The sequence below is a fragment of the Flavobacterium psychraquaticum genome (assembly GCF_034497725.1).
GTDB lineage: Bacteria > Bacteroidota > Bacteroidia > Flavobacteriales > Flavobacteriaceae > Flavobacterium > Flavobacterium psychraquaticum.
In genome coordinates this window covers 42,085-64,769 of the sequence record NZ_JAXKVR010000025.1, presented here as the reverse complement: position 1 = coordinate 64,769, position 22,685 = coordinate 42,085, and the positions used below count along the sequence as shown (strand labels likewise).

Annotated in this window: 25 protein-coding genes; 22 read left to right on the top strand and 3 right to left on the bottom strand. The window is 31.8% G+C overall.

Annotated elements, in window-relative coordinates; genetic code table 11:
- Nucleotides 1–27: 27 nt before the first annotated feature.
- The 12 genes from T1L09_RS04375 (at nucleotide 28) to T1L09_RS04320 (ending at nucleotide 9,672) form a co-directional block, all read left to right on the top strand.
- Nucleotides 28–1,212, top strand: a complete 1,185-nt coding sequence (locus T1L09_RS04375) for a pyridoxal phosphate-dependent aminotransferase (protein WP_322549733.1) — start codon at nucleotides 28–30, stop codon at nucleotides 1,210–1,212.
- 401 nt (nucleotides 1,213–1,613) lie between these two features.
- Nucleotides 1,614–3,485 (top strand): peptidase U32 family protein, encoded by a 1,872-nt coding sequence (locus T1L09_RS04370; protein WP_322549732.1) that lies wholly within the window; start codon nucleotides 1,614–1,616, stop codon nucleotides 3,483–3,485.
- A gap of 167 nt (nucleotides 3,486–3,652) precedes the next feature.
- A complete protein-coding gene (locus T1L09_RS04365) occupies nucleotides 3,653–4,228 on the top strand; it encodes a Crp/Fnr family transcriptional regulator (RefSeq protein WP_322549731.1) in 576 nt (191 codons plus the stop codon).
- A 78-nt stretch (nucleotides 4,229–4,306) separates the two neighbouring features.
- Nucleotides 4,307–5,023 (top strand): pirin family protein, encoded by a 717-nt coding sequence (locus tag T1L09_RS04360; protein WP_322549730.1) that lies wholly within the window; start codon nucleotides 4,307–4,309, stop codon nucleotides 5,021–5,023.
- A gap of 12 nt (nucleotides 5,024–5,035) precedes the next feature.
- Nucleotides 5,036–5,320: a GNAT family N-acetyltransferase gene (locus T1L09_RS04355; RefSeq protein WP_322549729.1), complete on the top strand. Its 285-nt coding sequence runs from the start codon at nucleotides 5,036–5,038 to the stop codon at nucleotides 5,318–5,320.
- A gap of 1 nt (nucleotide 5,321) precedes the next feature.
- Nucleotides 5,322–5,849, top strand: coding sequence for an NADPH-dependent FMN reductase (locus T1L09_RS04350; protein WP_322549728.1), 528 nt, complete (start codon nucleotides 5,322–5,324; stop codon nucleotides 5,847–5,849).
- An 87-nt stretch (nucleotides 5,850–5,936) separates the two neighbouring features.
- Entirely contained in the window at nucleotides 5,937–6,467 is a 531-nt protein-coding gene (locus T1L09_RS04345; protein ID WP_322549727.1) for a YceI family protein, read from the top strand.
- Between the two features lie 120 nt (nucleotides 6,468–6,587).
- Nucleotides 6,588–7,460 carry an ACP S-malonyltransferase gene (gene fabD, locus T1L09_RS04340; RefSeq protein ID WP_322549726.1) on the top strand — a complete coding sequence of 291 codons (873 nt, stop codon included), beginning with the start codon at nucleotides 6,588–6,590 and terminating at the stop codon, nucleotides 7,458–7,460.
- Nucleotides 7,461–7,535: 75 nt separating this feature from the next.
- Entirely contained in the window at nucleotides 7,536–8,324 is a 789-nt protein-coding gene (locus T1L09_RS04335) for a HipA family kinase (RefSeq protein ID WP_322549725.1), read from the top strand.
- The gene (locus T1L09_RS04330; RefSeq protein WP_322549724.1) at nucleotides 8,302–8,685 is read left to right on the top strand and encodes a DUF3037 domain-containing protein; all 384 of its coding nucleotides are present in this window, start codon (nucleotides 8,302–8,304) and stop codon (nucleotides 8,683–8,685) included. The genes T1L09_RS04335 and T1L09_RS04330 overlap by 23 nt, the downstream gene beginning before the upstream one ends.
- Before the next feature lie 3 nt (nucleotides 8,686–8,688).
- Nucleotides 8,689–9,126, top strand: a complete 438-nt coding sequence (locus tag T1L09_RS04325; RefSeq protein WP_322549723.1) for a hypothetical protein — start codon at nucleotides 8,689–8,691, stop codon at nucleotides 9,124–9,126.
- Between the two features lie 291 nt (nucleotides 9,127–9,417).
- Complete coding sequence (locus T1L09_RS04320; RefSeq protein WP_322549722.1) at nucleotides 9,418–9,672, top strand: hypothetical protein; 255 nt, start codon at nucleotides 9,418–9,420, stop codon at nucleotides 9,670–9,672.
- Between the two features lie 24 nt (nucleotides 9,673–9,696).
- On the opposite strand, the gene galE is transcribed toward T1L09_RS04320, so the two are convergent.
- Both galE and T1L09_RS04310 read right to left on the bottom strand, forming a co-directional pair.
- The gene (galE, locus tag T1L09_RS04315) at nucleotides 9,697–10,713 is read right to left on the bottom strand and encodes a UDP-glucose 4-epimerase GalE (RefSeq protein ID WP_322549721.1); all 1,017 of its coding nucleotides are present in this window, start codon (nucleotides 10,711–10,713) and stop codon (nucleotides 9,697–9,699) included.
- Between the two features lie 111 nt (nucleotides 10,714–10,824).
- Entirely contained in the window at nucleotides 10,825–11,952 is a 1,128-nt protein-coding gene (locus T1L09_RS04310; RefSeq protein WP_322549720.1) for a DegT/DnrJ/EryC1/StrS family aminotransferase, read from the bottom strand.
- 151 nt (nucleotides 11,953–12,103) lie between these two features.
- Between T1L09_RS04310 and T1L09_RS04305 the strand changes: the two genes are divergently transcribed.
- The 5 genes from T1L09_RS04305 (at nucleotide 12,104) to T1L09_RS04285 (ending at nucleotide 16,655) form a co-directional block, all read left to right on the top strand.
- Nucleotides 12,104–13,357, top strand: coding sequence for a 3-deoxy-D-manno-octulosonic acid transferase (locus T1L09_RS04305; RefSeq protein ID WP_322549719.1), 1,254 nt, complete (start codon nucleotides 12,104–12,106; stop codon nucleotides 13,355–13,357).
- The gene (locus tag T1L09_RS04300; protein ID WP_322549718.1) at nucleotides 13,358–13,807 is read left to right on the top strand and encodes a GNAT family N-acetyltransferase; all 450 of its coding nucleotides are present in this window, start codon (nucleotides 13,358–13,360) and stop codon (nucleotides 13,805–13,807) included.
- Nucleotides 13,808–13,817: 10 nt separating this feature from the next.
- Entirely contained in the window at nucleotides 13,818–15,971 is a 2,154-nt protein-coding gene (locus tag T1L09_RS04295) for a S46 family peptidase (RefSeq protein WP_322549717.1), read from the top strand.
- A gap of 163 nt (nucleotides 15,972–16,134) precedes the next feature.
- Entirely contained in the window at nucleotides 16,135–16,350 is a 216-nt protein-coding gene (locus tag T1L09_RS04290) for a hypothetical protein (protein WP_322549716.1), read from the top strand.
- Between the two features lie 92 nt (nucleotides 16,351–16,442).
- Nucleotides 16,443–16,655, top strand: a complete 213-nt coding sequence (locus T1L09_RS04285; RefSeq protein WP_322549715.1) for a hypothetical protein — start codon at nucleotides 16,443–16,445, stop codon at nucleotides 16,653–16,655.
- 55 nt (nucleotides 16,656–16,710) lie between these two features.
- Here T1L09_RS04285 and T1L09_RS04280 read toward each other — a convergent pair whose 3' ends face one another.
- Nucleotides 16,711–17,061, bottom strand: a complete 351-nt coding sequence (locus T1L09_RS04280; protein WP_322549714.1) for a YegP family protein — start codon at nucleotides 17,059–17,061, stop codon at nucleotides 16,711–16,713.
- A 374-nt stretch (nucleotides 17,062–17,435) separates the two neighbouring features.
- Between T1L09_RS04280 and T1L09_RS04275 the strand changes: the two genes are divergently transcribed.
- From T1L09_RS04275 to T1L09_RS04255, 5 genes are all read left to right on the top strand, one after another.
- Nucleotides 17,436–18,668: a site-specific integrase gene (locus T1L09_RS04275; protein WP_322549713.1), complete on the top strand. Its 1,233-nt coding sequence runs from the start codon at nucleotides 17,436–17,438 to the stop codon at nucleotides 18,666–18,668.
- Nucleotides 18,658–19,632, top strand: a complete 975-nt coding sequence (locus T1L09_RS04270) for a hypothetical protein (RefSeq protein WP_322549712.1) — start codon at nucleotides 18,658–18,660, stop codon at nucleotides 19,630–19,632. Before T1L09_RS04275 ends, T1L09_RS04270 begins: the two co-directional genes overlap by 11 nt.
- Before the next feature lie 156 nt (nucleotides 19,633–19,788).
- Complete coding sequence (locus T1L09_RS04265; protein ID WP_322549711.1) at nucleotides 19,789–20,073, top strand: helix-turn-helix domain-containing protein; 285 nt, start codon at nucleotides 19,789–19,791, stop codon at nucleotides 20,071–20,073.
- A 307-nt stretch (nucleotides 20,074–20,380) separates the two neighbouring features.
- Nucleotides 20,381–21,535: a VapE domain-containing protein gene (locus T1L09_RS04260; RefSeq protein ID WP_322549710.1), complete on the top strand. Its 1,155-nt coding sequence runs from the start codon at nucleotides 20,381–20,383 to the stop codon at nucleotides 21,533–21,535.
- Between the two features lie 300 nt (nucleotides 21,536–21,835).
- A complete protein-coding gene (locus T1L09_RS04255) occupies nucleotides 21,836–22,684 on the top strand; it encodes a toprim domain-containing protein (protein WP_322549709.1) in 849 nt (282 codons plus the stop codon).
- The last annotated feature ends 1 nt before the right edge of the window (nucleotide 22,685 follow it).

Sequence of the window (22,685 nt, the reverse complement as noted above, 5' to 3'; positions counted from 1 at the left end):
TGTATTAACTATAATAACTAACACACAATGAACCCTTTATCGGAAAGAATTAACAATTTATCAGTTTCTCAGACGCTTGCAATGGCTGCTTTAGCACGAGAATTAAAAGCACAAGGAAAAGACATTATCAGTTTAAGTTTAGGCGAACCAGATTTCAACACACCTGATTTCATTAAAGAAGCTGCAAAAAAAGCAATTGATGAGAATTATAGTACTTATTCTCCTGTAGAAGGGTATTTAGAATTAAAAGAAGCCATTTGCAAAAAATTTAAAAGAGACAATAATTTAGAGTACAAACCGTCTCAAATTGTAGTTTCTACAGGTGCAAAACAATCGCTATACAACATTGCTCAAGTAATGTTAAACGAAGGCGACGAAGTAATTCTTCCAGCTCCTTATTGGGTTTCTTATTTCGAAATCATCAAACTTTCAGGTGGAGTTCCAGTTGAAGTTCCTACTTCTGTAGAAAGCGATTTCAAAATTACACCCGCACAATTAGAAGCAGCAATCACACCAAAAACAAAAATGATGTGGTTCAGTTCCCCTTGCAATCCAAGTGGTTCGGTTTACAATCGCGAAGAATTAACAGCATTAGCTAAGGTTTTAGAAAAATATCCAAACGTCTATGTAGTTTCAGACGAAATATACGAACACATCAACTTCTCGGGAACATTTTGCAGCATTGCATCCATTCCAGGAATGCTAGAAAGAACCATCACAGTTAACGGTGTAGCGAAAGCATTTGCGATGACTGGCTGGAGAATTGGCTATGTGGGAGCACCAGAATTCATTGCAAAAGCGTGCACAAAAATACAAGGACAAGTTACTTCTGGAGCAAATTCAATTGCACAAAGAGCAACCATCACAGCAGTTGAAGCAGATCCAAGCGTATTAAACGAAATGGTAGCCGCCTTCAAAAACCGCAGAGATTTAGTAGTTGGCTTAGTAAACGAAATTCCAGGATTCAAATTAAACGTTCCCGAAGGTGCATTTTATGTGTTCCCAGACGTTTCGTTCTATTTTGGAAAAACCATCAAAGGAACCGAAATCAAAAACGCAACTGATTTTTCAATGTTCTTACTTGCAGAAGCAAACGTAGCAACAGTAACTGGTGACGCTTTTGGAAACCCAAATTGCATCCGTTTTTCATACGCCACAAGCGAAGATTTACTAACCGAAGCAATGCGAAGAATCAAAGAAGCACTTTCTTAACTTATTTTTAGAACTATATAAAATACCTCAGGATTATTTCTTGAGGTATTTTTTTTTTGGAGGTTCCCTTCGGGCGGGCCATCCACTCTATCTTTTGTTCTAAAAAAGCAGAACAAAAGGATGCCGTTCCTGTCCCTAACCCAGCACTCGGTCATCCATTTTTTCATAATTCTTTAAGGGAAGTCAACCATCCATTTATCTCAAAATTATAATTATATCCATACTTTATAATTCCTATAATCTGTGAATCCGTGGCTAAAAAAACAGAAAATCCACAACAGAAAACCGACAACAATCCACTTAAAACCAAAAAATCACACCAACAATTAGAATACCTCCTTTTTTTATAAGAACTTTGCAGCTAATTTACGGATAAAACCCAAAGAATTAAAGAGTTAAAAATGAAGAAGAAGATTGAAATACTTGCACCCGCAAAAGATTTAATACAAGGAATTGCCGCTATCAATAGTGGTGCAGATGCTGTCTATATTGGCGCGCCTTTATATGGAGCTCGTTCAAACGCTACCAACTCAATTGAAGACGTAGCCGAATTAGTAAAATACGCCCATTTATTCAATGCCCAAGTTTTTGTAGTAATCAACACCATTTTATACGATAACGAACTCGAATCGTGCCGTCAAATGATTTGGAAACTATATGATATTGGTGTCGACGCCTTGATTATTCAGGATATGGCAATTATGGAAATGGAATTACCACCAATTGTTTTGCACGCAAGTACGCAAGCAAACAACCGTGATGCCGATAAAATTAAATTCTTAGCCGATGCCGGAATGAAACGCGTGGTTCTTGCCCGCGAATTAAACTTGCACCAAATCAAAACCATTAGTGAAGCAAGTGATGTGGAATTGGAATTCTTCGTTACCGGAGCTTTGTGCGTTTCCTTCAGTGGAAATTGCTACATGAGTGTTGCCAATGGCGAACGTTCGGCAAACAGAGGTTCGTGTGCACAAAACTGTCGTTTACCTTATAACTTAATCGACGGAAATGGCGATACTTTAATCAAAAACAGTCACTTACTTTCGATTAAGGATTTCGATGTTTCCAACCAAATTCCAAATTTAGTCGAAGCAGGAATTGTTTCGTTTAAAATTGAAGGCCGTTTAAAAGATATCGTTTATGTGAAAAATAACGTTTCTTATTTGCGTAAAAAATTAGACAGTTTTTTAGCAGAAAATAGCGATAAGTACACCAAAGCCTCTTCAGGAAAATGCACCTTTACTTTTGATTCTTCTTTAGACAAATCGTTTAATCGCGGTTATACCGATTATTTCGTAAACGGAAGAGAACAAGCTATCGGTTCGTGGGAAAGTCCAAAATCGAAAGGACAATATATTGGAAAACTTATTAGAACCGTTGGAAATTCATACGAAATCGAAAACGGAGAATTACTAAATAATGGTGATGGATTGTGTTTCATCAACGAAAACAATGAAGCCGAAGGAATTTATGTTAACAGAGCCGAAAACGGATTTGCTTATCCAAATGTCCTAAAAGAAATTAAAGACGGAACCTTCATTTACCGAAATAACGATGCTGGTTTTATTAAATTAGTAGAAAGAGAAGACAGTGCCATTAGAAAAATAAGTACGACTTTATTATTAGCAGAAAACGAAGAAGGTTTCGAATTAATTGCGAGAGATGAAGACGGAAATGTTAGCGTAACAAAACTAGTTCATCCAAAAGAAAGAACTAAAAACAATGAATCTATCGAAGAAAACTTCAAAACTAACTTAGCAAAAACAGGTTTCACTCCTTATACTGCTGACGAAATTAATGTTGATTTCTCTGAAAACTGGTTCCTTCCAATTTCAAAAATCAATGAAATGAGACGAACAGTTTTTGATCAATTGTCTGAAATCCGATTGAAAAACTATAAACGCAGAGAACACCAATTGGTAAAAACATCACATCCTTATCCAGAAGAGAAATTGGATTTTATGTACAATGTTGCCAACAAATCAGCTCGTAAATTCTACGAACGTCACGGTGTTACGGAAATTGAGAAAGCATTTGAATTGCAATGGGATCCTGGAAAATCTCGTGTAATGACCACAAAATATTGCATCAAATACGAATTAGAAAAGTGTCCGATACATCAAAAAGATAAGATGGGAGAAAAACTAAAAGAACCATTAGTATTGAAACAAGGTGAACTAGAATACAAATTGAAATTCAACTGCAAACCTTGCGAAATGGAAATTTGGGAAAAAGATGCCGAATTCGAAATTGAAGAAGATCAATTCCATTAATAGTTTTTTCTGTCATTCTGAATTCATTTCAGAATTTTTACCAATTTAGATTATAAAACAAATTCAAAGGACAAAATTATTAGTTAAATTTAAAACCGATGTTATAAAAGCATAGGTTTTTTGTTTTTTACAAACTCATTATAATTAAAATTTGTATTTTTGGAAGTATGCAATTCATTATTCAAAATATCGCTAAACACGTTTCTTTAACTCCAGATGAAAAAAATTTGTTTTTATCTAAAACAGAAACTAAAATATTCAAAGCCAAAACCATACTGTTGAGTGCTGGAGAACTTTCCAACGAAACTTATTTTGTAAATTCTGGAATTTTGAGAAGTTTCAACATTAACGATAATATTATCGAACACGTTTTGCATTTTGCTTGCGAAGGTTGGTGGATTGGCGATATGTATAGTTACATATCCGAAAAACCTGGAAATCTTTTTATTGAAGTTTTGGAAGATGCTGAAATTGTGATGCTATCCAAAGAAAATCATCAAGAATTATATCAGAAAATCCCCAAATTAGAACGCTTTTTTAGAATCTTGGCCGAAAACTCATTGGTTGCTCATCAAGAACGTTTAATGGAAAATTTAAGTTTGACAGCTGAAGAACGTTTTGAGAAATTCTGCTTTAAATATCCAACCTTACTACAACGAATTCCTCAAAAACAGATTGCATCTTACATAGGAGTTACACCCGAATTTTTCAGTAAAATGAAAGCTAAAATGCTAAAAAAATAATTTGTTAATCTAAATTAAGTGTCTTTCAACAATCCTGCTTGTAAATTTGCATCATAATAATTACTAAATTTAGATACAATGGAAAATATAGTTATACATAAAGCAAATACAAGAGGAAATGCTAATCACGGCTGGCTGAATGCTTTTCATAGTTTTAGTTTCGGGAGTTGGTATAATCCAGAAAGAGTTCAGTTTGGCACATTACGCGTTTTAAACGACGATACGATTGCGGGCGGAATGGGTTTTGGAACGCATCCGCACGATAATATGGAAATTATCACGATTCCGTTAGAAGGCGATTTGGCACACAAAGACAGTATGGGAAATGTTGCTGTGATTAAAACAGGTGATATCCAAGTAATGAGTGCAGGAACTGGAGTAGAACATTCCGAATTTAATCCAAATGCTGATTTACAAACTAAATTATTTCAGATTTGGTTGTTCCCAAAATACCGCGATGTTACACCAAGATACCAGCAAATTACTTTAGATAAAAGCTTGCAAAAAAATAATTTTGCCCAAATCCTTTCACCGAATCAAGATGATGAAGGCGTTTGGATTCATCAAGACGCTTGGTTTTACCTGAGTGATTTTGATAAGGATTTTTCTAAAAAATTAAACCGTCAAAAAGAAGGAAATGGATTTTATATTATGAATATAGAAGGTGAAATTGAAGTGAATGACGAAAAGTTAGAAAAAAGAGATGCGCTAGGAATATGGGAAACACCAGAATTAGAAATCAAAGCAACAACAAATGCTAGGTTCTTGGTAATGGAAATCCCAATGGAACAATAAAAAACATAAATTATGAACGAAGAAGTACAACTTAAAATTAGTAATAAAAGTGGTGTTTTCTACATTGAAATCAACGGAAATGAAGAAGCAATGATGACTTTTTTTCTCACTGACGACAATAAAATGACTATTGATCACACCGAAGTAAATACTGGAAATGAAGGTAAAGGTTTTGGTAAAAAATTATTATTTAAAGCCATTGAGTATGCAAGAAAAAACAATTTAAAAATTATTCCGGTTTGCTCTTTTGTAAAAAGCGTGATTGAAAAAACTCCAGAATTTAAAGATATAGTATAAAATGAAAAAAATAATAGCTTTTGGTGCTTCTTCCAGCAAAAATTCAATTAACAAACAATTAGCAAACTACGTCGCAAATCAATTTCAAAATGCCAATGTAGATCTTTTAGATTTAAACGATTATGAAATGCCACTTTATTCTGTGGACAAAGAAAAAAACCAAGGAATTCCAGAATTAGCCAAAGCCTTTTTTGCTAAATTAGGAAATGCTGATTTAATTCTTATTTCTTTTGCAGAACATAACGGCGCTTATTCTACAGCTTTTAAAAACATTTTTGACTGGATTTCAAGAATTGATGGAAATACTTTTCAGGGAAAACAGATGTTATTGTTAGCAACTTCGCCTGGACCAAGAGGTGGAAGCACAGTTTTAGAAATTGCTAAAAATAGATTTCCCTTTCAAGGTGGAATTGTAAAAGGAAGTTTTTCATTGCCTAATTTCAACAATAATTTTGATGCCGAAAAAGGAATTACCAATTTAGAATTTAAAAATCAATTGACGGAAATTATAGAATCTATTGAACTTTAATTTTATTTCTTAATCTAGATTAAGCGATTTGGTAACTGGCTGATTGTAAATTTGTAATGTTATGAAATTAATTTAAAAATAAAAATTATGGCAACTACAAAATGGGCAATTGATCCCACACACTCAGAAATTGGTTTTAAAGTAAAACACATGATGTTTACTAATGTTTCAGGAAAATTCGATCAATATGATGGAACTATAGAAACTCAAGAAAATGATTTTACAACCGCTGTAATCTCTTTTTCTGCATTAATTGATTCAATTGACACTCGAAATAAAGATAGAGATAATCACTTAAAAAGTGTTGATTTTTTTGATGCCGAAAACTATCCAAAATTAACCTTCGCCGGTAAGTCATTCTCAAAAATTGATGAGAATAATTATGAGCTAATTGGTGATTTAAGCATCAAAAACGCTACAAAAGAAGTAAAACTTCCGGTTGAATTTAGTGGATTAATGCAAGATCCTTGGGGAAATACTAAAGTAGGATTGAACATTGAAGGTAAAATAAATAGAAAAGATTGGGGATTAAATTGGAACTCCGCACTTGAAACGGGTGGAGTTTTAGTAGGCGAAGAAGTAAAACTTACTATTGATCTACAATTAGTTAAATCTTAATTGCTAATCCAAAATTTAGTAACCTTACAGATTTTATAATTTGTAAGGTTATTATAGTTTTAAAAAGTTTATTTTTGCTCTTCAAGAAAATCTTGAAAATTGAAAATTGAAACAAACTTTATGAAAGCATACGTATTTCCAGGTCAAGGCGCTCAGTTTACAGGAATGGGTAAAGACTTATATGAAAATTCTCCTTTAGCACAAGAATTATTTGAAAAAGCTAACGAAATATTAGGTTTCAGCATTACAGATATTATGTTTGAAGGAACTGCTGAGGAATTAAAAGAAACAAAAGTAACGCAACCAGCGGTATTTTTACATTCGGTAATTTTAGCGAAAACATTAGCCGATTTTAATCCGGAAATGGTAGCAGGACATTCACTAGGTGAATTTTCGGCATTAGTAGCGAATGGTACTTTATCGTTTGAAGACGGCTTGAAATTGGTTTCAAAAAGAGCTTTAGCGATGCAAAAAGCGTGCGAAATTACTCCGTCAACAATGGCGGCAGTTTTGAACTTAGACGATAAAATTGTAGAAGACATTTGTGCTTCAATCGATGGTGTTGTCGTGGCTGCGAATTATAACTGTCCGGGTCAATTAGTAATTTCGGGCGAATACAAAGCAGTGGAAGTAGCTTGTGAAAAAATGAAAGAAGCGGGTGCAAAACGTGCTTTGATTTTACCTGTTGGTGGTGCATTTCACTCGCCAATGATGGAACCAGCTAGAGAAGAATTAGCAGCAGCTATTGAAGCAACTACTTTTTCTACACCAACTTGTCCAGTGTATCAAAATGTTACAGCTACTGCTGTTTCTGACCCAAGCGAAATTAAGAAAAACTTAATCATTCAATTGACAGCTCCTGTTAAATGGACACAATCTGTAAATCAAATGATTGCTGATGGTGCAACTAGTTTTACTGAAGTAGGACCTGGAAAAGTGTTAGTTGGATTAGTTGGAAAAATCAACAAAGAAGTAGAGACTTTTTCTGCTTAAAAACATATTTCTTCTAACTCCAATAGAAATATTGGAGTTTTTTTTGGTTATATTTGTAAAAAGAATGCTTTACTTATGAATTTAAATTTACGGACGGTAAACGTTTCACGATACATAACGCCACTGCGAGAAGGTGGTTCACTACCTGCGTTAGTAGAAGCTGACGACGATTTTAAATACGTTTTAAAATTTCGAGGTGCGGGTCACGGCGTAAAAGCACTAATTGCAGAATTTTTAGGAGGACAAATTGCTAAATTTTTAGAATTGCCTGTCCCAGAACTAGTATTTGCCAACTTAGATGAAGCATTTGGAAGAACAGAAGGCGACGAGGAAATTCAAGATTTACTAAAATTTAGTCAAGGTTTAAACTTAGGATTACATTTTTTATCTGGCGCCTTAACTTATGATGCAGCAGCAAACGATTGTGAGGCAACTTTAGCTTCAAAAATTGTTTGGTTAGATGCTTTTATTACCAATGTAGACAGAACTTTTAAAAACACTAATTTATTACTTTGGAAAAAAGAACTTTGGTTAATTGACCACGGCGCTTCTTTCTATTTTCATCATTCTTGGACGAATTGGGAAACTAGCGCAAAAACTCCTTTTACATTAATTAAAGACCACGTTTTATTACCAAAAGCATCAAAACTAGATGAAGTTCATCAGGAATTTACTTCCAAATTAAATGATACTATAATAAGAGAAATTGTAAATCAAATTCCGGAAGATTGGTTGCTTTGGGAAGGAGTAGCTAGTTCTTCAACGGAAATCAAAGAAGTTTATTTTCAATTCTTATCAATACGATTAAAGAGTGCCGAATTATTTTTAAAACAAGCGCAAGATGCACGAAAAACACTTATATGATTATACTGTAATTCGTGTTGTGCCTAGAGTTGAACGCGAAGAGTTTATAAATATTGGACTAATGATTTACTGCAAACGCCAAAAATATTTACGAATAAGATATGCCATTCCCGCATCTAAAATACAATCCTTTTGTACTGAGTTTGATTTAGAATCGCTTCAAATTAATCTCGATGCTTTAGTAAACATATGCGAAGGAAAAAAAGAAGGCGGTCCTATAGCACAATTTGAAAAAGACGAACGCTTTAGATGGATTGCAGCGGTTAAAAGTTCCAGCGTACAAACCTCCAGACCACATTCAGGATTTAGTACAGATTTAGATCAAACATTTGAAAAATTATATAACGAATTAGTCGTATAATATATGCAAAGCAATGTAGAAAAAATACTTCAAGAGCAAAAAAATGTAAAAGTCATTGATGACTCAATTGATTATAAAGATTATGTAACTTTAGATTTATCAGCAACTAACACTGATCTATTATCATTAAATTCAACAGATGCGGCAATATTTGAAGACTTTATAGAAAATCATTTGTCAAATAATAAGGCAAAAGTAGCTTTTGGAGGTTATAAAGAAACAAGAAATTTGTACAAAAGAAGCACTGTCTTTAAAAATGATATTGCCGATGAGCGCAACATTCACATAGGTTTAGATTTATGGGTCAAAGCTGGTACTACTGTTTTAGCAGCTTTAGATGGAAAAATACATAGTTTTCAAAACAATACAGCTTTAGGAGATTATGGCCCAACAATAATTTTAGAACATACAATTGAGCAAGTAAAATTTCATACTTTATAGGGTCATCTAAGTGAGAGAAGTTTAGTTGAAAAAAAGGTTGGACAAACTATACAAAAAGGAGAACTAATTGCGGAACTTGGGGCACCACCTATAAATGGTGATTATGCACCGCATTTGCATTTTCAAATCATCATCGATATGGAGGGGAAAACTGGAGATTATCCGGGTGTTTGTAATGAAAAGATGCTTTCTTTTTACAACTCAAACTGTCCAGATCCTAATTTACTATTAAAAATTGTTTGGTAGAATTGATTTTAATTTTATAACTTTAATGACTTACTTAATGCAACTATGAAAAAAATATTTTTAGGGATTTTATTAGCGACCACAATGCTTTCTTGTCAAGAAGAAACCAAACAAAAAGTAAAAGAAGCTTCTGAAGCGGTTGGAGCCGATTTAAAACAAGCCGCAGACTCTGCAAGAATAAAAACTAAAAATGCAATTGACTCTTCAAAAATAGGTGAAAAGACAAAAGTGCTCATAGGAAAAGGTGCTGAAAAAGTAGAAGAAGGTGCCAAAAAACTAAAAGAATCTGTAGAAGAATAAAAAAATCCTCAAATGAGGATTTTTTTATTTATTTCTTATTTTTTGTTCCCATTTCCAAGCACTGGCTAAACTTTGTTCTAGGGAGGATTGTGCTTTCCAGCCTAAAACTTCATTCGCTTTATCAGTATTGGCATAAGCTTCAACAATATCACCGTCTCTTCTGCCTACAATTTGATAATTCAATTTTGTATCAGAAACTTTTTCAAAAGCAGTAATTACTTCTAAAACTGAACTTCCCGTTCCCGTTCCTAAATTGAAAGTCTCAACTTTATGCAAATTTTTCTTATCTAATAAACGTTTTAATGCAACAACGTGTGCTTTTGCTAAATCTACCACGTGAATATAATCACGAATTGCTGTTCCATCTTGCGTAGGATAATCGTTTCCATAAACAGATAGTTTTTCACGAATTCCCATTGCAGTTTGTGTGATAAATGGCACTAAATTCTGAGGAACTCCTAAAGGTAATTCGCCAATTTCAGCAGATGGATGTGCTCCGATTGGGTTGAAATAACGCAATAAAATCGCATTGATATTCGTTACTTTAGCCACATCTGTGATGATTTCTTCGCCAATTTGCTTGGTGTTTCCATAAGGTGACATTGCTATTTGAACGGCTGCGTTTTCAGTTATTGGCATATTTTCGGCTTGACCGTAAACCGTACAAGATGAACTAAATATGAAATTAGAATTTTCTTTTTGTTGTAATTCTTGCAACAAATAAACCAAAGTATTGATGTTGTTTTCATAATACAAAAGCGGATTTTCAACACTCTCTCCAACTGCCTTTGAGGCTGCAAAATGAATTACTCCTGCAATATTTTGATGTTTTTTAAAAAAATCTTGAACAGCTTTTTTATCACGCAATTCTAATTTTTCGAAAATTGGCTTTTTTCCGGTAATGCGTTCAATTCCATCTACAACTTCAAGAGAAGAATTCGATAAATTATCAACTGCAATTACATCAAATCCTTCATTTTGCAATTCCACAACGGTATGCGAACCGATAAATCCTAAACCGCCTGTAACAAGAATTTTCATATTTTGTATTTGTAAAAACGCAATGAATTCCTTTGGATTCGGAATAAATTGCGTTTGTTTTTATTATTATTTGAAGCTATAAATCGCCTCTCTACGAGAATGCAAAATTTATTATACGAATTCTAAAATGGCGTCGGTGATGAATTTAATTTGTTCATCATCTAATTCGGTATGCATTGGCAATGCGATTACTTCCTTACACAACTGATTCGTGATAGGAAAATCTTCTTCTTTATACCTCGTATCAGCATACGCTTTTTGACTGTGCAGTGGAATTGGGTAATAAATAGCGCAAGGAATATCCTTACTTTGTAAATTTGCTAATAAAGCATCGCGTTTTCCATTCAAAATACGAATTACATACTGATGAAAAACGTGGCAATCACAAGTATCGCAAATCGTTGGCAGCCATATATTTGTATTCACACCTAGAGCCAAACTATATTTTCTTGCAGCATCTTGGCGTGCTTTGTTATAAGTATTTAAATGCGGTAATTTTGCTTTCAAAACTCCAGCTTGCATACTGTCTAAACGCGAATTTACTCCAACAACATCGTGATGATATCTTTCATACATTCCGTGGTTTACAATTCCTCTTAGTTTATGTGCTAAAGCATCATCATTAGTAAAAATTGCTCCACCATCGCCATAACAACCTAAGTTTTTAGATGGAAAAAACGAAGTTGCTCCAACGTGTCCAATGGTTCCAACTTTAGATTTTGAACCGTCTTTTGAAGTATAATCCGCACCAATTGCTTGTGCGTTATCTTCAATTACATATAAATTATGTTCTCTTGCAATTTCCATGATCGCATCCATATTAGCTGAACGACCAAATAAATGAACCGGAACAATCGCTTTTGTTTTTGGTGTAATTGCTTTACGAATTCCGTCTAGCGAAATGTTCATATTGATCAAATCCACATCTACTAAAACTGGAGTCAATTGCAACAAAGCAATCACTTCAACCGTAGCCGCGAATGTAAAATCGGCAGTAATTACTTCATCACCTGGTTTCAAATCTAATCCCATCATTGCAATTTGCAACGCATCGGTTCCGTTTGCACAAGGAATTACGTGTTTTACACCCAAATATTTTTCTAAATCAGCCTGAAATTGGTGAACCAAAGGTCCATTTATATACGTATTGTTTTCTAAAACTTCCTGAATAGAAGCATTCACTTCTACTTTTATTTTTTCGTATTGACTTTTAAGGTCAACCATTTGTAATTTTCTCATTTAAAATAAGTTTAAAAGTTTAAAGTTTAAAAGTTTAAAGTCGTTCGACCTTAATTTTTACTTTTAACAAGAACAAAAATAGTCAATAATTGATTAGTTGCCAATGAATTTTAATAAAGAAACTGTATTTTCGCAATAGATATTTACCAATATGTTATTTCTATACAATTTACTAGTAATTCTAGCGGCTCAACTTTTGAAGTTAGTAGCATTTTTTAGTCCGAAAATGAAACTTTTTGTAGACGGACGAAAAGCTGTTTTTTCAACTTTAGCAAATAAAATCAACCCAAACGATAAAACAATTTGGTTTCACGCGGCTTCTTTAGGCGAATATGAACAAGGATTGCCCGTAATTGAAGTCATCAAGCAAAAATTCCCATCGCATAAAATTATCGTTACGTTCTTTTCTCCTTCGGGATATGAAGTGCGAAAAAACAATTCAGTTGCTGATTTTACGGTTTATTTGCCTTTAGACACCACTTCGAATGCGAAACAGTTTATTCAATTGGTTCATCCCGAAATGGTGTTTTTTATTAAATATGAATATTGGCCGAATTATCTGAATGAATTAAAAAAACAAGAGATTAAAACCTATTTAATTTCAGGAATTTTACGAGAAAATCAAGCCTTTTTTAAATGGTATGGTGGATTTTATAGAACAGCATTGAAAACATTTGATTACTTCTTTGTTCAGAATGAAAATTCAAAAAAATTATTACAAAGTATCGGTTTCAACAATGTGAAAGTTTCAGGCGATACTCGATTTGACCGCGTTGTTTCAATTTTAGAACGCGATAATTCACTTGATTTTATTGCAACTTTTAAAGACAACAAAACAACAATCGTTATTGGAAGTTCGTGGCCAAAGGATGAAAGTTTATTGGTTGAATACATCAATAAAGCTTCGGACAATGTGAAGTTTATTATTGCACCGCATAACATCAAACCAGAGCAAATTCAGGAATTAAAAAAATCAATTCATAAAAAAACAATTTTATTTTCGGAAAAAGACGAGATTCTGAAACAAGTTCAGAATGACAAATTAGAGAAATTTCAAGTTTTTATCATCGACACCATCGGAATTTTAACCAAAATATATTCCTATGCCGATATTGCTTATGTGGGCGGTGGTTTTGGAAATCCGGGTGTTCACAACATTTTAGAACCGGCAACTTTTGGACTTCCGGTTGTAATTGGACCAAATTATTCGCACTTTGCAGAAGCTACCGCTTTGGTAAATATGGAAGGCTGTATTTCCATCCAAAATCAAACCGAATTGAATGAAGCTTTTGATTTATTGCTTCAAAACGAAGACGAACGTTTAGAAAAAGGACATATTTGTAGCACTTTCGTGCAAATGAATAAAGGCGCAACGCAAACTATTATGAATCATATTTTTAACTAAATGATTACTTTTAAAACTCTTGAAATTTCGGACATTGACATAATAACTGTGATGATGGAAGATTTTTATGCAATTGATAATTATCCGATAGAAGCCCAAGCTACAAAAAAAATGTTTCAAGAATTCATTTCTAATGAAAATTTTGGTAAAGCGTGGTTAATTTATGCGGATAATAAAATTGCGGGCTATGTAATTCTGACTTATATTTTTAGTTTTGAATATGGTGGAAAAATCGCTTTTGTTGACGAATTATTCATTAAAGAATCGGCAAGAGGAATAGGAATTGGAAAAGAAACGATTCAGTTCGTACAGCAAGAAAGTCCTAAATTATCGTTAAAATTACTCTATTTAGAAGTCGAAAACCATAACGAAAACGCCCAAAAATTGTATATTGCACAAGATTTTGTATTTCACAATCGAAAATTAATGAAATACAAAATTGCTAAATAAATTTATTACTATGAGATTTTTAAAATTACTACTTATTTTAGTTGTCTTCCAAGCGCAAGCGCAACAAGGAGGTATGTGGATTCCTTCTTTATTAAAAGGAGCCAACGAAAAAGAAATGAAAGCTTTAGGAATGAAAATTAGTGCCGATGACATTTATTCGGTAAATAATTCCAGCTTAAAAGACGCTGTTCCTCATTTTGATGGGGGTTGCACAGCAGAAATGATTTCGCCAAAAGGACTTTTATTGACCAATCACCACTGTGGTTATGACAACATTCAAAGTCATTCAACGGTTGAAAATGATTATTTAACAAACGGATTCTGGGCTTATAATATGAGTCAGGAACTACCTAACAAAGATTTAACCGTAACTTTCATCATTAAAATTGAAGATGTAACTGCTAAGATTTTTGAAGGTGTTTTAAATCTTTCGTCGGAAAGTGACAAGCAAAAGAAAATCCAACAAAATATTGCAGCCGTAAACAAAAGTTTTGCAAAAGAAGCTTGGCAAGAAGCGATGATTCGTGCTTTTTATGATGGAAATCAATACCTATTATTTGTTACTGAAACATTCAAAGACGTTCGTTTAGTGGGCGCACCACCAAGTTCTATTGGTAAATTTGGATCGGATACGGATAACTGGGTTTGGCCTCGTCATACAGGAGATTTCTCATTATTTAGAATTTATGCGGATAAAAACAATCGTCCTGCTGAATATTCCAAAGATAACGTTCCTTACACACCAAAACACTTTTTCCCAGTTTCTGCCAAAGGAATTCAGGAAAATGACTTCACAATGGTGATGGGATACCCGGGAAGAACTCAGGAATATTTGCCATCTTTCGCAGTGGAACAAATTGTAAACGACTTAAATCCTGCAAAAATTGAAATTCGTGATGCTGCTTTGAAAGTCCAAGATGGTTTTATGCGAAAAAACAATGCAATCAAAATTCAATATGCTTCTAAATATGCTGGCGTTGCCAATTATTGGAAAAAATGGATTGGCGAAACCAAAGGCTTAAAAAAATCAAATGCAGTTGCTGCTAAAAAAGAATTTGAAAAGAAATTCCAAGAGCGCGTAAACAAAGCAGGAAAACAAGCAGAATATGGAACTATTTTAGCTGACTTTGAAAAAAACTATACCGATATTCGAGAATATGCAATTGCAAAAGATTACTTTTCTGAAGTAGTTTTAAGAAATGCTGAAATTTTGACTTTTGGACACCGTTTATATCAGTTAGAACAAGTCTATAACTCGAAGGGAGAACAAGCATTTACAGATAGAAAAAACAACCTAATAAATGGATTCGAAGCCATCTATAAAGACTATAGTGCAGAAGTTGACGAGAAAGTTTTTGAACAATTGATTGACTTATATGCGAAAAAATCACCAAAACAATTTTTACCTGAAAGCTTAAACAACCTTAATGCTTCGGCTTTGACAACTAGTATTTTCAGCAATTCTAAATTGACAAGCTATACTGGTCTAAAAGAAATACTAACTGGTGATACAAAAACAGTTTTAGCCAAATTAAACCAAGATAAAGCTTTTCAGTTGGTAAAATCAATCGCTGATGTTTATCTAAAGAATGTAGCCCCAAAATTTGATGAAATCAATATGAAAAATATTGCTTTACAGAGAACTTATATGAAAGGAATTATAGAATTCTTCCCAGATGACAGAATCTTCCCAGATGCAAACAGTACATTACGTGTAACTTATGGGAAAGTAAAAGGATATAAACCAAGCGATGCTGTAATTTACGAACCAGTAAGCTATTTGGATGGAGTAATTGAGAAATATATTCCAGGAGATTATGAATTTGACGTTCCAGCTAAGTTAATCGATTTGTTCAACAAAAAGGATTATGGCAATTATGCAGACAAAAACGGCAAAATGCCTTTGTGTTTTATTGCAACGAATCATACGACTGGAGGAAATTCAGGAAGTCCAGCTTTAGATGCTAACGGAAATCTTATCGGATTGAACTTTGACAGAGTTTGGGAAGGTACTATGAGTGATATTTATTATAGTCCTGAAATCTGTAGAAATATTATGGTAGATTCACGTTATATCTTGTTCATAATAGACAAATTTGCTGGCGCAAAAAATCTTATTGATGAGATGACAATCACTTACCCTAAGTCTCAAAAAGCCAAATAATTAGAAATTTATCAAGTAATTTAAAGTTTGGCACGGGGTTTGAAATATAGCATTTTGGATGCTAAAGAAAATAAATTAAAAAAAAAGTAAAAAAATATTTTGTGATGTCAAAAAATTTATATCTTTGCTCCGAATTAATAATTAACCTTTTATAATAATTAAGATGAAAAAAGTTGTTTTAAGTTTAGCGATTGTTGCTGCTATGTTTGTTTCTTGTAAAGAAAATGCTACTGAAACTCCAGCTGTAGATTCTACAACTGTTGAAGTTGAAGTTCCAGTTACTGAAGAAGTTACTGTTGACTCTACTACTGTAGAAGTTGAAGTTCCTACTACTACTACTGAAGTAGCTCCTGCTACTGAAGCTGCACCTGCAAAGTAATTTATTGCTGACAGAAAAAATGAAGCTCCACATTGTGGGGCTTTTTTTTCGTAGAATAGTGAAAGCCTATTCAAAAATTTGAACCTCAAAAAATGAAAAAAATAATATTAAGTTTAGCAGTTGTTGCTGTTATGTTTCTTTCTTGTAAAGAAAACACCCAAAACACTGACACAACTATGGATTCAGTTACTAATGAAGCTGAGGCTGCTACTTCTGGAGTAATCGACGATGCTGCTGCTGAAATGGATACTACTGCTGCTAAAGTAGAAGGAGCTGTTGACGCTGTTAAAGAAGAAGTAAAATAATCATAAGACTATTTCTTATTGTAGTAAGTCCTGCATTGCAGGGCTTTTTTTATACTTACGAAGTTCCAAAAATATCTTCTGCTGATGAAAAATCTAAAAATTCTGATTGGTCTGCATATTTTATAATTTCATCGATTCCTTTTTGAAGTAATAATTGGGTTGTATATCTTCTACTTACTGCGATTTCTCTTTCGTTCAATATTAATCGAAAGAAAAACTTACCCCCAGAAGATTTGAAACGCATAAAAACACAATTATCTAAAGAATTTTTAAGCACTTCGATTTCTTCCTCGCATTCGAAACGCAATTCAAAATCGTTACTAGTAAATATTGTTTTTCCTTTTCGGGAAACAAATTCATATTTATAAGCGCCACTAAGTCTTTGCGCTATCACAAATGTTCCCATATTAATTCAATTGGAGTTTATTCTCCTTTCAAAACGAAAGGATTTTTTAAAGATAGTAAAAAATTTAAACTAGAAATCTATATTAACAAAACAGATCAAAAATAGCCACAAAAGCAAAAAAAATCTGTAAAGTTTAAATGAAAACATATTAAAACAAAAAAAGCTCCGAACAGTGTTCGGAGCTTTCAGTACTCAAGGCGGGAGTATGCACCAAACTTCGTCAATTTTAATTGTTTTAAATCCTTTTTAATCACTATATTTGACAATACAGAGATTAATAAGGTTGCGAATTTAAACATTTTTTTTGATTATGAAATCAAAATAAACCACCTTTTTAACCACCCTTTACAACAATTTAACTGCTTTTAACCGAAATGAAAGTAAATTTTGAATTAAGAAAAGAAAAAATAACTTCAAATGGTTTAATACCAATTCAATTTATTGTTAGAGCTGAAGGCATTAGAATTAGAAAAAATGTTGGAGTTAGCACTAAAGAAATATATTGGACTGGCTCAAGAGTTAAGCCAAATTTAAAAAAAGAAGAGGACAATAATTACCAATTCATCAATGATGAATTACAAAAAATTGAATCTAAAATTAGTGATATTTTTTTCTTCTTCAGGGCAAACAAAATCCCATTTTCAAAAGAGACCTTTTTAGAACATTATGAATCTGAAGGGAAAAGAACTATTTCGGAAATTGATTTTTTTGAATGCTTTGAAGAATATTTAACTCTCGGAACATTATCAAAAGCATATAACACAATAAAGGCACAAACAACCGCTAAAGGGTATTTAGAATCTTTTCAGAACGAAACAGGATTCAAAATTTCATTCAATAATATTGACGATCATTTCTTTGAAGAATTGATGAAATATTCATTTTTTACTAAAAAAATTAAGAACAATTATTTCTCAAAAATTGTTGCTATCCTAAAATCTTTTTTGAATTGGAGCACTGAAAAAGGATATAACAAAAACAGAGAATATGAAAAATTCAAAAGTAAAAGTCATGATGTAGATATCATATATTTAACATTTGACGAACTCTTAAGATTACACAATCATGATTTTGGAAACTCAAGACTTAATCACGCTAAAGATTTTTATTGTTTAGGTTGTTTTACAGGTTTAAGATTTTCAGATTTATCTCAATTAAAAAGTGCAAATATTACTGAAAGCCATATAAGTCTTTCAATTCAAAAAACTCAAACTCAAAACCACATTATCAAATTAAACAATTTTTCAAAAGAGATATTAGATAAATACAAAGGCACTATTTATGAGCCTCTTCCAAATATTTCAATACAAAAATTCAATGATTATATTAAAGAGTGTTGCGAAATAGTTGAAATCAATCAACCAGTTACAATAACATCATATGTAGGAACAAAAAAGTTGCAAAATACATTTCCTAAATATCAATTAATAACAAGCCATACAGCAAGAAAAACATTTATTACAAATTCTCTTTTACTCGGCATGGAACCAAAAGCAATTAAACAAATTGCGAACATTAAAAAAGATGAAGTATTAAATAAGTATATGAAAATCACAGAAGAGTATACTGATATGCAAATGGATAAATGGAATAACCATGACAAATAAGATTTCAGAACAAGAATTGAGAATTGAATTTCCGCAATTATTTGAAAAAATTGATAGGGTAATTCTTGAAAGTAGAAAGTATAATTTAATAGATAGATTATTCCATTTTTATATTGAGAATAAAGAAATGTCTAAATACGTTAGGTCGTTAAAATTGGATATGAATGTTGGATTGGAGCTTATAAATTATATTGGAATATTACATGCTGAAGAAATAAATATTATTAGCAAAATAAGAAAATGCTATGAAATAGAATCGATTGATTCTTATATAAATAGTGATAAAGTATTATTTGTAAATAATTTAGATTTACTTGGAATTTCACCATTCTTTTTTAAACAAGATGAATGGACTCAAATTATAATTGAAGATATAAGAAGAAGTAACTATAAATCTACTGATTTAAGTGAGTTATATGTCAAAATTGAGACCTCTTTAAATGATACTTTAGAACGTTTAGGCAAAAAAGATTTTACAGACTTAACAGTATTTGGTAAATGGAAGAAGAACAAGCCTTCAGATATGTTTAGTTTGTTAGAAGATGATATTCTTGAATTAGATGACAATTCAAAATCTACTGAAAATATCATGAAAGATTTAATGAAATGGCATAGTGAAACTCAATTAAATAAAATTGTCTTATACGGAAATTTTACAACTGGAAAACTTATCGAAAGGATAATTGAAATGTTTGCCAAAAAATCAATCAAATTGAGTAATGAAAACATTGAAGATATCAAAAGCTTCATTAGTCAAAATTTCAAAAACTCAAAAGGTAAAAACTTGGGATATAAAGAAATTAAAAACAAATCCTTTTTTAACGAACATCTAAAATTCATAAAAAGCATTTTAATTGATTGTATAAAAAAGGGCAATATAAAATGTACTGAAAAAGAAATTGCTCGGAGAATTCACAAATCACTTCCTGAACTCGGAGAATTAAAAACAATAGAGAACTATTAAAATTTAGATTTTTCCAAAAACTAAATTTTAATAGTTAAGTATTTGAAATACAATATTTTAATTTCAATTTTTAAAGATTTTAAAATTTTCCTCTTTTCTTATTTTGAATTTTACAGTGTTAAAAATCATTAATACTAATTCAAAATAGGAAAAGTTATGTCATTACAATTGTATTCACACAGCAAACAAGATTTAGAACAAGTTGTAGAAATTGTTCTAAATAAAGTAAAGAATTTCCAAATTGGAAATTCAAGCAATGAAACAAAAAAAGAAGACTTGATTACTCAAAAAGAAGCTTCAGAATTTTTAAACGTTTCACTTCCGACAATCATTCTTTGGAGAAAAGAAAAAAACTTACCGCATTATAATTATAATGGTCGATTCTACTACTCTACTAAGGAACTTCTTGAGTATGGAAAAAAATTAAACAATTCAAAATAGTTTAAATTTTAAATAGAATCATTATGGAAAATCGCAAAGAGAGACTAATTTCATTAGTCATAATACTTCTAATTATAATAGGAATAGAGATTTGGTTTTTAAAAAGTCCATCTATTCCGATCCTTTCAATTTTTGGAAAAATCTTAGGAATAGTAGCAATTAGCTTTTATGTTTTTGGAATAGTAAAAGTTTACTTTCAAAAATAAAAAAAGGCGTAAACACCTCGCCAAAAGTCGTTTACGCCTAAATATTTTATAATTGAAGACATTGCAAATATATGCAAAGTTTTCCATACAAGTATTTTACAATGGAAAATAAAAAAGATAAACCAAAGGATTTTGTTTCAAATATATTTGATATAACCGAAAATTATCTATCTGAAAGATATGATTTTAGATATAACGAAATCGCATTAGAGTTAGAATATAAGTCAAAGAAAAGCAAACAATACAAATCCCTGAATGAAAATTCACTCTATATTGAATTACAAAAAAAAGGAATTAAAATTTCGGTCAATAACCTTTTAGCAATACTAAGAAGTGAGTATGTAGATAATTTCAATCCTATAAAAGATTACTTTTTAAACTTGCCTAAATGGGACGAACAATTACACATACAAAAATTAGCAAGCTATGTCCCTACTTACGATAAAAAGCAATTTGAGTATCATTTTATTAAATGGTGTGTTCGTTGTGTAAAATGTGTCTTTGAAGATGATTACTTCAATAAACAAGCCTTTGTTTTGGTTCATAAAGGGCAAAGTAGCGGTAAAAGTACTTTCTGTAGATTTATGTGTCCTCCAGTTTTAGCAAATTATATCGCTGAAGATATTTCTAATGATAAAGATGCCAGAATACTACTTGCAAAGAATTTTTTAGTTAACCTGGACGAACTCGCAGTACTTTCAAAAAAAGAAATAAATCAACTAAAATCTTATTTCTCTAAAACCGTAATCAATGAAAGATTGCCCTACGACCGTAAAAACAGCGTATTAAAACGAGTTTGTTCATTCATTGGGAGCACTAACATGGCTACATTTTTAAATGACGAAACAGGAAGTGTTAGATGGCTTTGTTTCGAGCTTACAGCTCCAATTGATTTTAATTACAAAAAAGAAATTGACATTGATAAAGTTTGGGCGCAAGCTTTCGCATTATCTAAATCAGATTTTGATAGTGAATTATCTTTCAAAGATGTACAGGAAAATGAAAAGCGAAATTCTAAATATACCACGCTATCTGTTGAACATGAAATAATCAGCAAATATTTTAAAATTCCACAGGAAGGTAAAGAAAAGCAGTTCATGACATCAAGCGATATTTTACACTATTTATCAGTAAAGTATCAAAGATTAAATCATGTTAGTATTGGAAAAGCTATGACCAGTTTAGGCTTTGAAAGAATTAAGGACAAGGAAAGGCAAGTATATGGCTATATGGTTGTTGTACAACCATTATTTTAAGGTTGATTTGATACAAAAACTTAAATACTTCTTACCTACTTACCTGAAATTAATTTTTAGTAGATATACAATATAATTTCTTAGGTAACTTAAAAATAATCTTTCTTACCTAAAGTTACCTAACTTACCTAAAACATTAAAACATTGAATATCAATTTATTATATTTTTTTCAGGTAAGTTAGGTAACAAGAAAAAAGAAGAAAAATCTTCTTACCTGTATTGATATTACTGGCTTTGGTAACTTGGTAAGAAGGAAAAGGAAAAAACAAAATAAATTATTGCTATTGAAAAAAAATGATATGAATATAGAGAAAGCAAAAATGATTCCGATTGAACAAGTTTTATACAGAATGGGAATCTTTCCACAAAAAACAACTGGAGTGGACATTTGGTTTTTATCGCCATTCACAACCGAGAAAACACCGTCATTCAAAATTAATCAGAGAATCAATAGATGGTATTGTCATTCAAGCGGTTTTGGAGGAAACACACTTGACTTTGTAATAAAAAAATCAGGTTGCAGTATTAGTGAAGCTTTGACTTATTTAAAAGATTTTGATGTGTTCTTTTCTTTTCATCAGCAATCTTCTGAAACTCAAAAAGCAATACCGAAATCTGAAAATTATATTAATAAAACAATTCCTGTACAACATTTAGCATTAGTTCAATATCTAAAAAACAGAGGGATATCAAAGTACAGAAAAGTATGTGAACTTCAAGAAGTTCACTATACCATAAATAATAAACAATTTTTTGCTTTAGGTTTTATTAATGATAGCAAGGGTTTAGAACTTAGGTCGAAATACACAAAAATATGTCTTGGCACAAAAGATATTACTACCATCAAAAACGGTTCTAAAAGTGTAAATATTTACGAAGGTTTTTTTGATTTTCTTAGTGGAATTGAAATTGAAAATGAAACTACTGATTACATTATTTTGAACTCAATTACTCTATTGGAAAAGAATATAAACATACTCGACAACTACGAAACTATCAACTTGTACCTTGATAATGACCTACAAGGAGACAAAGCAACAGAGCTTATAAAAAACCGCTTCAGCGGTGTGACTGATTGCAGAACCAAATACAAAGAACACAAAGATTTAAATGATTTTTTAATTAATAAAATAACTAAAAGGTTATGAA

What these genes read in the sequence shown, in the direction of transcription:
- T1L09_RS04310 (WP_322549720.1), bottom strand. Translation starts at nt 11,952, where the DNA reads ATGAGAAAATTACAAATGGTTGACCTTAAAAGTCAATACGAAAAAATA.
- T1L09_RS04335 (WP_322549725.1), top strand. Translation starts at nt 7,536, where the DNA reads ATGAATTTAAATTTACGGACGGTAAACGTTTCACGATACATAACGCCA.
- fabD (WP_322549726.1), top strand. Translation starts at nt 6,588, where the DNA reads ATGAAAGCATACGTATTTCCAGGTCAAGGCGCTCAGTTTACAGGAATG.
- T1L09_RS04330 (WP_322549724.1), top strand. Translation starts at nt 8,302, where the DNA reads ATGCACGAAAAACACTTATATGATTATACTGTAATTCGTGTTGTGCCT.
- T1L09_RS04290 (WP_322549716.1), top strand. Translation starts at nt 16,135, where the DNA reads ATGAAAAAAGTTGTTTTAAGTTTAGCGATTGTTGCTGCTATGTTTGTT.
- T1L09_RS04300 (WP_322549718.1), top strand. Translation starts at nt 13,358, where the DNA reads ATGATTACTTTTAAAACTCTTGAAATTTCGGACATTGACATAATAACT.
- T1L09_RS04355 (WP_322549729.1), top strand. Translation starts at nt 5,036, where the DNA reads ATGAACGAAGAAGTACAACTTAAAATTAGTAATAAAAGTGGTGTTTTC.
- galE (WP_322549721.1), bottom strand. Translation starts at nt 10,713, where the DNA reads ATGAAAATTCTTGTTACAGGCGGTTTAGGATTTATCGGTTCGCATACC.
- T1L09_RS04275 (WP_322549713.1), top strand. Translation starts at nt 17,436, where the DNA reads ATGAAAGTAAATTTTGAATTAAGAAAAGAAAAAATAACTTCAAATGGT.
- T1L09_RS04370 (WP_322549732.1), top strand. Translation starts at nt 1,614, where the DNA reads ATGAAGAAGAAGATTGAAATACTTGCACCCGCAAAAGATTTAATACAA.
- T1L09_RS04350 (WP_322549728.1), top strand. Translation starts at nt 5,322, where the DNA reads ATGAAAAAAATAATAGCTTTTGGTGCTTCTTCCAGCAAAAATTCAATT.
- T1L09_RS04285 (WP_322549715.1), top strand. Translation starts at nt 16,443, where the DNA reads ATGAAAAAAATAATATTAAGTTTAGCAGTTGTTGCTGTTATGTTTCTT.
- T1L09_RS04295 (WP_322549717.1), top strand. Translation starts at nt 13,818, where the DNA reads ATGAGATTTTTAAAATTACTACTTATTTTAGTTGTCTTCCAAGCGCAA.
- T1L09_RS04265 (WP_322549711.1), top strand. Translation starts at nt 19,789, where the DNA reads ATGTCATTACAATTGTATTCACACAGCAAACAAGATTTAGAACAAGTT.
- T1L09_RS04280 (WP_322549714.1), bottom strand. Translation starts at nt 17,061, where the DNA reads ATGGGAACATTTGTGATAGCGCAAAGACTTAGTGGCGCTTATAAATAT.
- T1L09_RS04360 (WP_322549730.1), top strand. Translation starts at nt 4,307, where the DNA reads ATGGAAAATATAGTTATACATAAAGCAAATACAAGAGGAAATGCTAAT.
- T1L09_RS04345 (WP_322549727.1), top strand. Translation starts at nt 5,937, where the DNA reads ATGGCAACTACAAAATGGGCAATTGATCCCACACACTCAGAAATTGGT.
- T1L09_RS04260 (WP_322549710.1), top strand. Translation starts at nt 20,381, where the DNA reads ATGGAAAATAAAAAAGATAAACCAAAGGATTTTGTTTCAAATATATTT.
- T1L09_RS04320 (WP_322549722.1), top strand. Translation starts at nt 9,418, where the DNA reads ATGAAAAAAATATTTTTAGGGATTTTATTAGCGACCACAATGCTTTCT.
- T1L09_RS04325 (WP_322549723.1), top strand. Translation starts at nt 8,689, where the DNA reads ATGCAAAGCAATGTAGAAAAAATACTTCAAGAGCAAAAAAATGTAAAA.
- T1L09_RS04375 (WP_322549733.1), top strand. Translation starts at nt 28, where the DNA reads ATGAACCCTTTATCGGAAAGAATTAACAATTTATCAGTTTCTCAGACG.
- T1L09_RS04305 (WP_322549719.1), top strand. Translation starts at nt 12,104, where the DNA reads ATGTTATTTCTATACAATTTACTAGTAATTCTAGCGGCTCAACTTTTG.
- T1L09_RS04255 (WP_322549709.1), top strand. Translation starts at nt 21,836, where the DNA reads ATGAATATAGAGAAAGCAAAAATGATTCCGATTGAACAAGTTTTATAC.
- T1L09_RS04365 (WP_322549731.1), top strand. Translation starts at nt 3,653, where the DNA reads ATGCAATTCATTATTCAAAATATCGCTAAACACGTTTCTTTAACTCCA.
- T1L09_RS04270 (WP_322549712.1), top strand. Translation starts at nt 18,658, where the DNA reads ATGACAAATAAGATTTCAGAACAAGAATTGAGAATTGAATTTCCGCAA.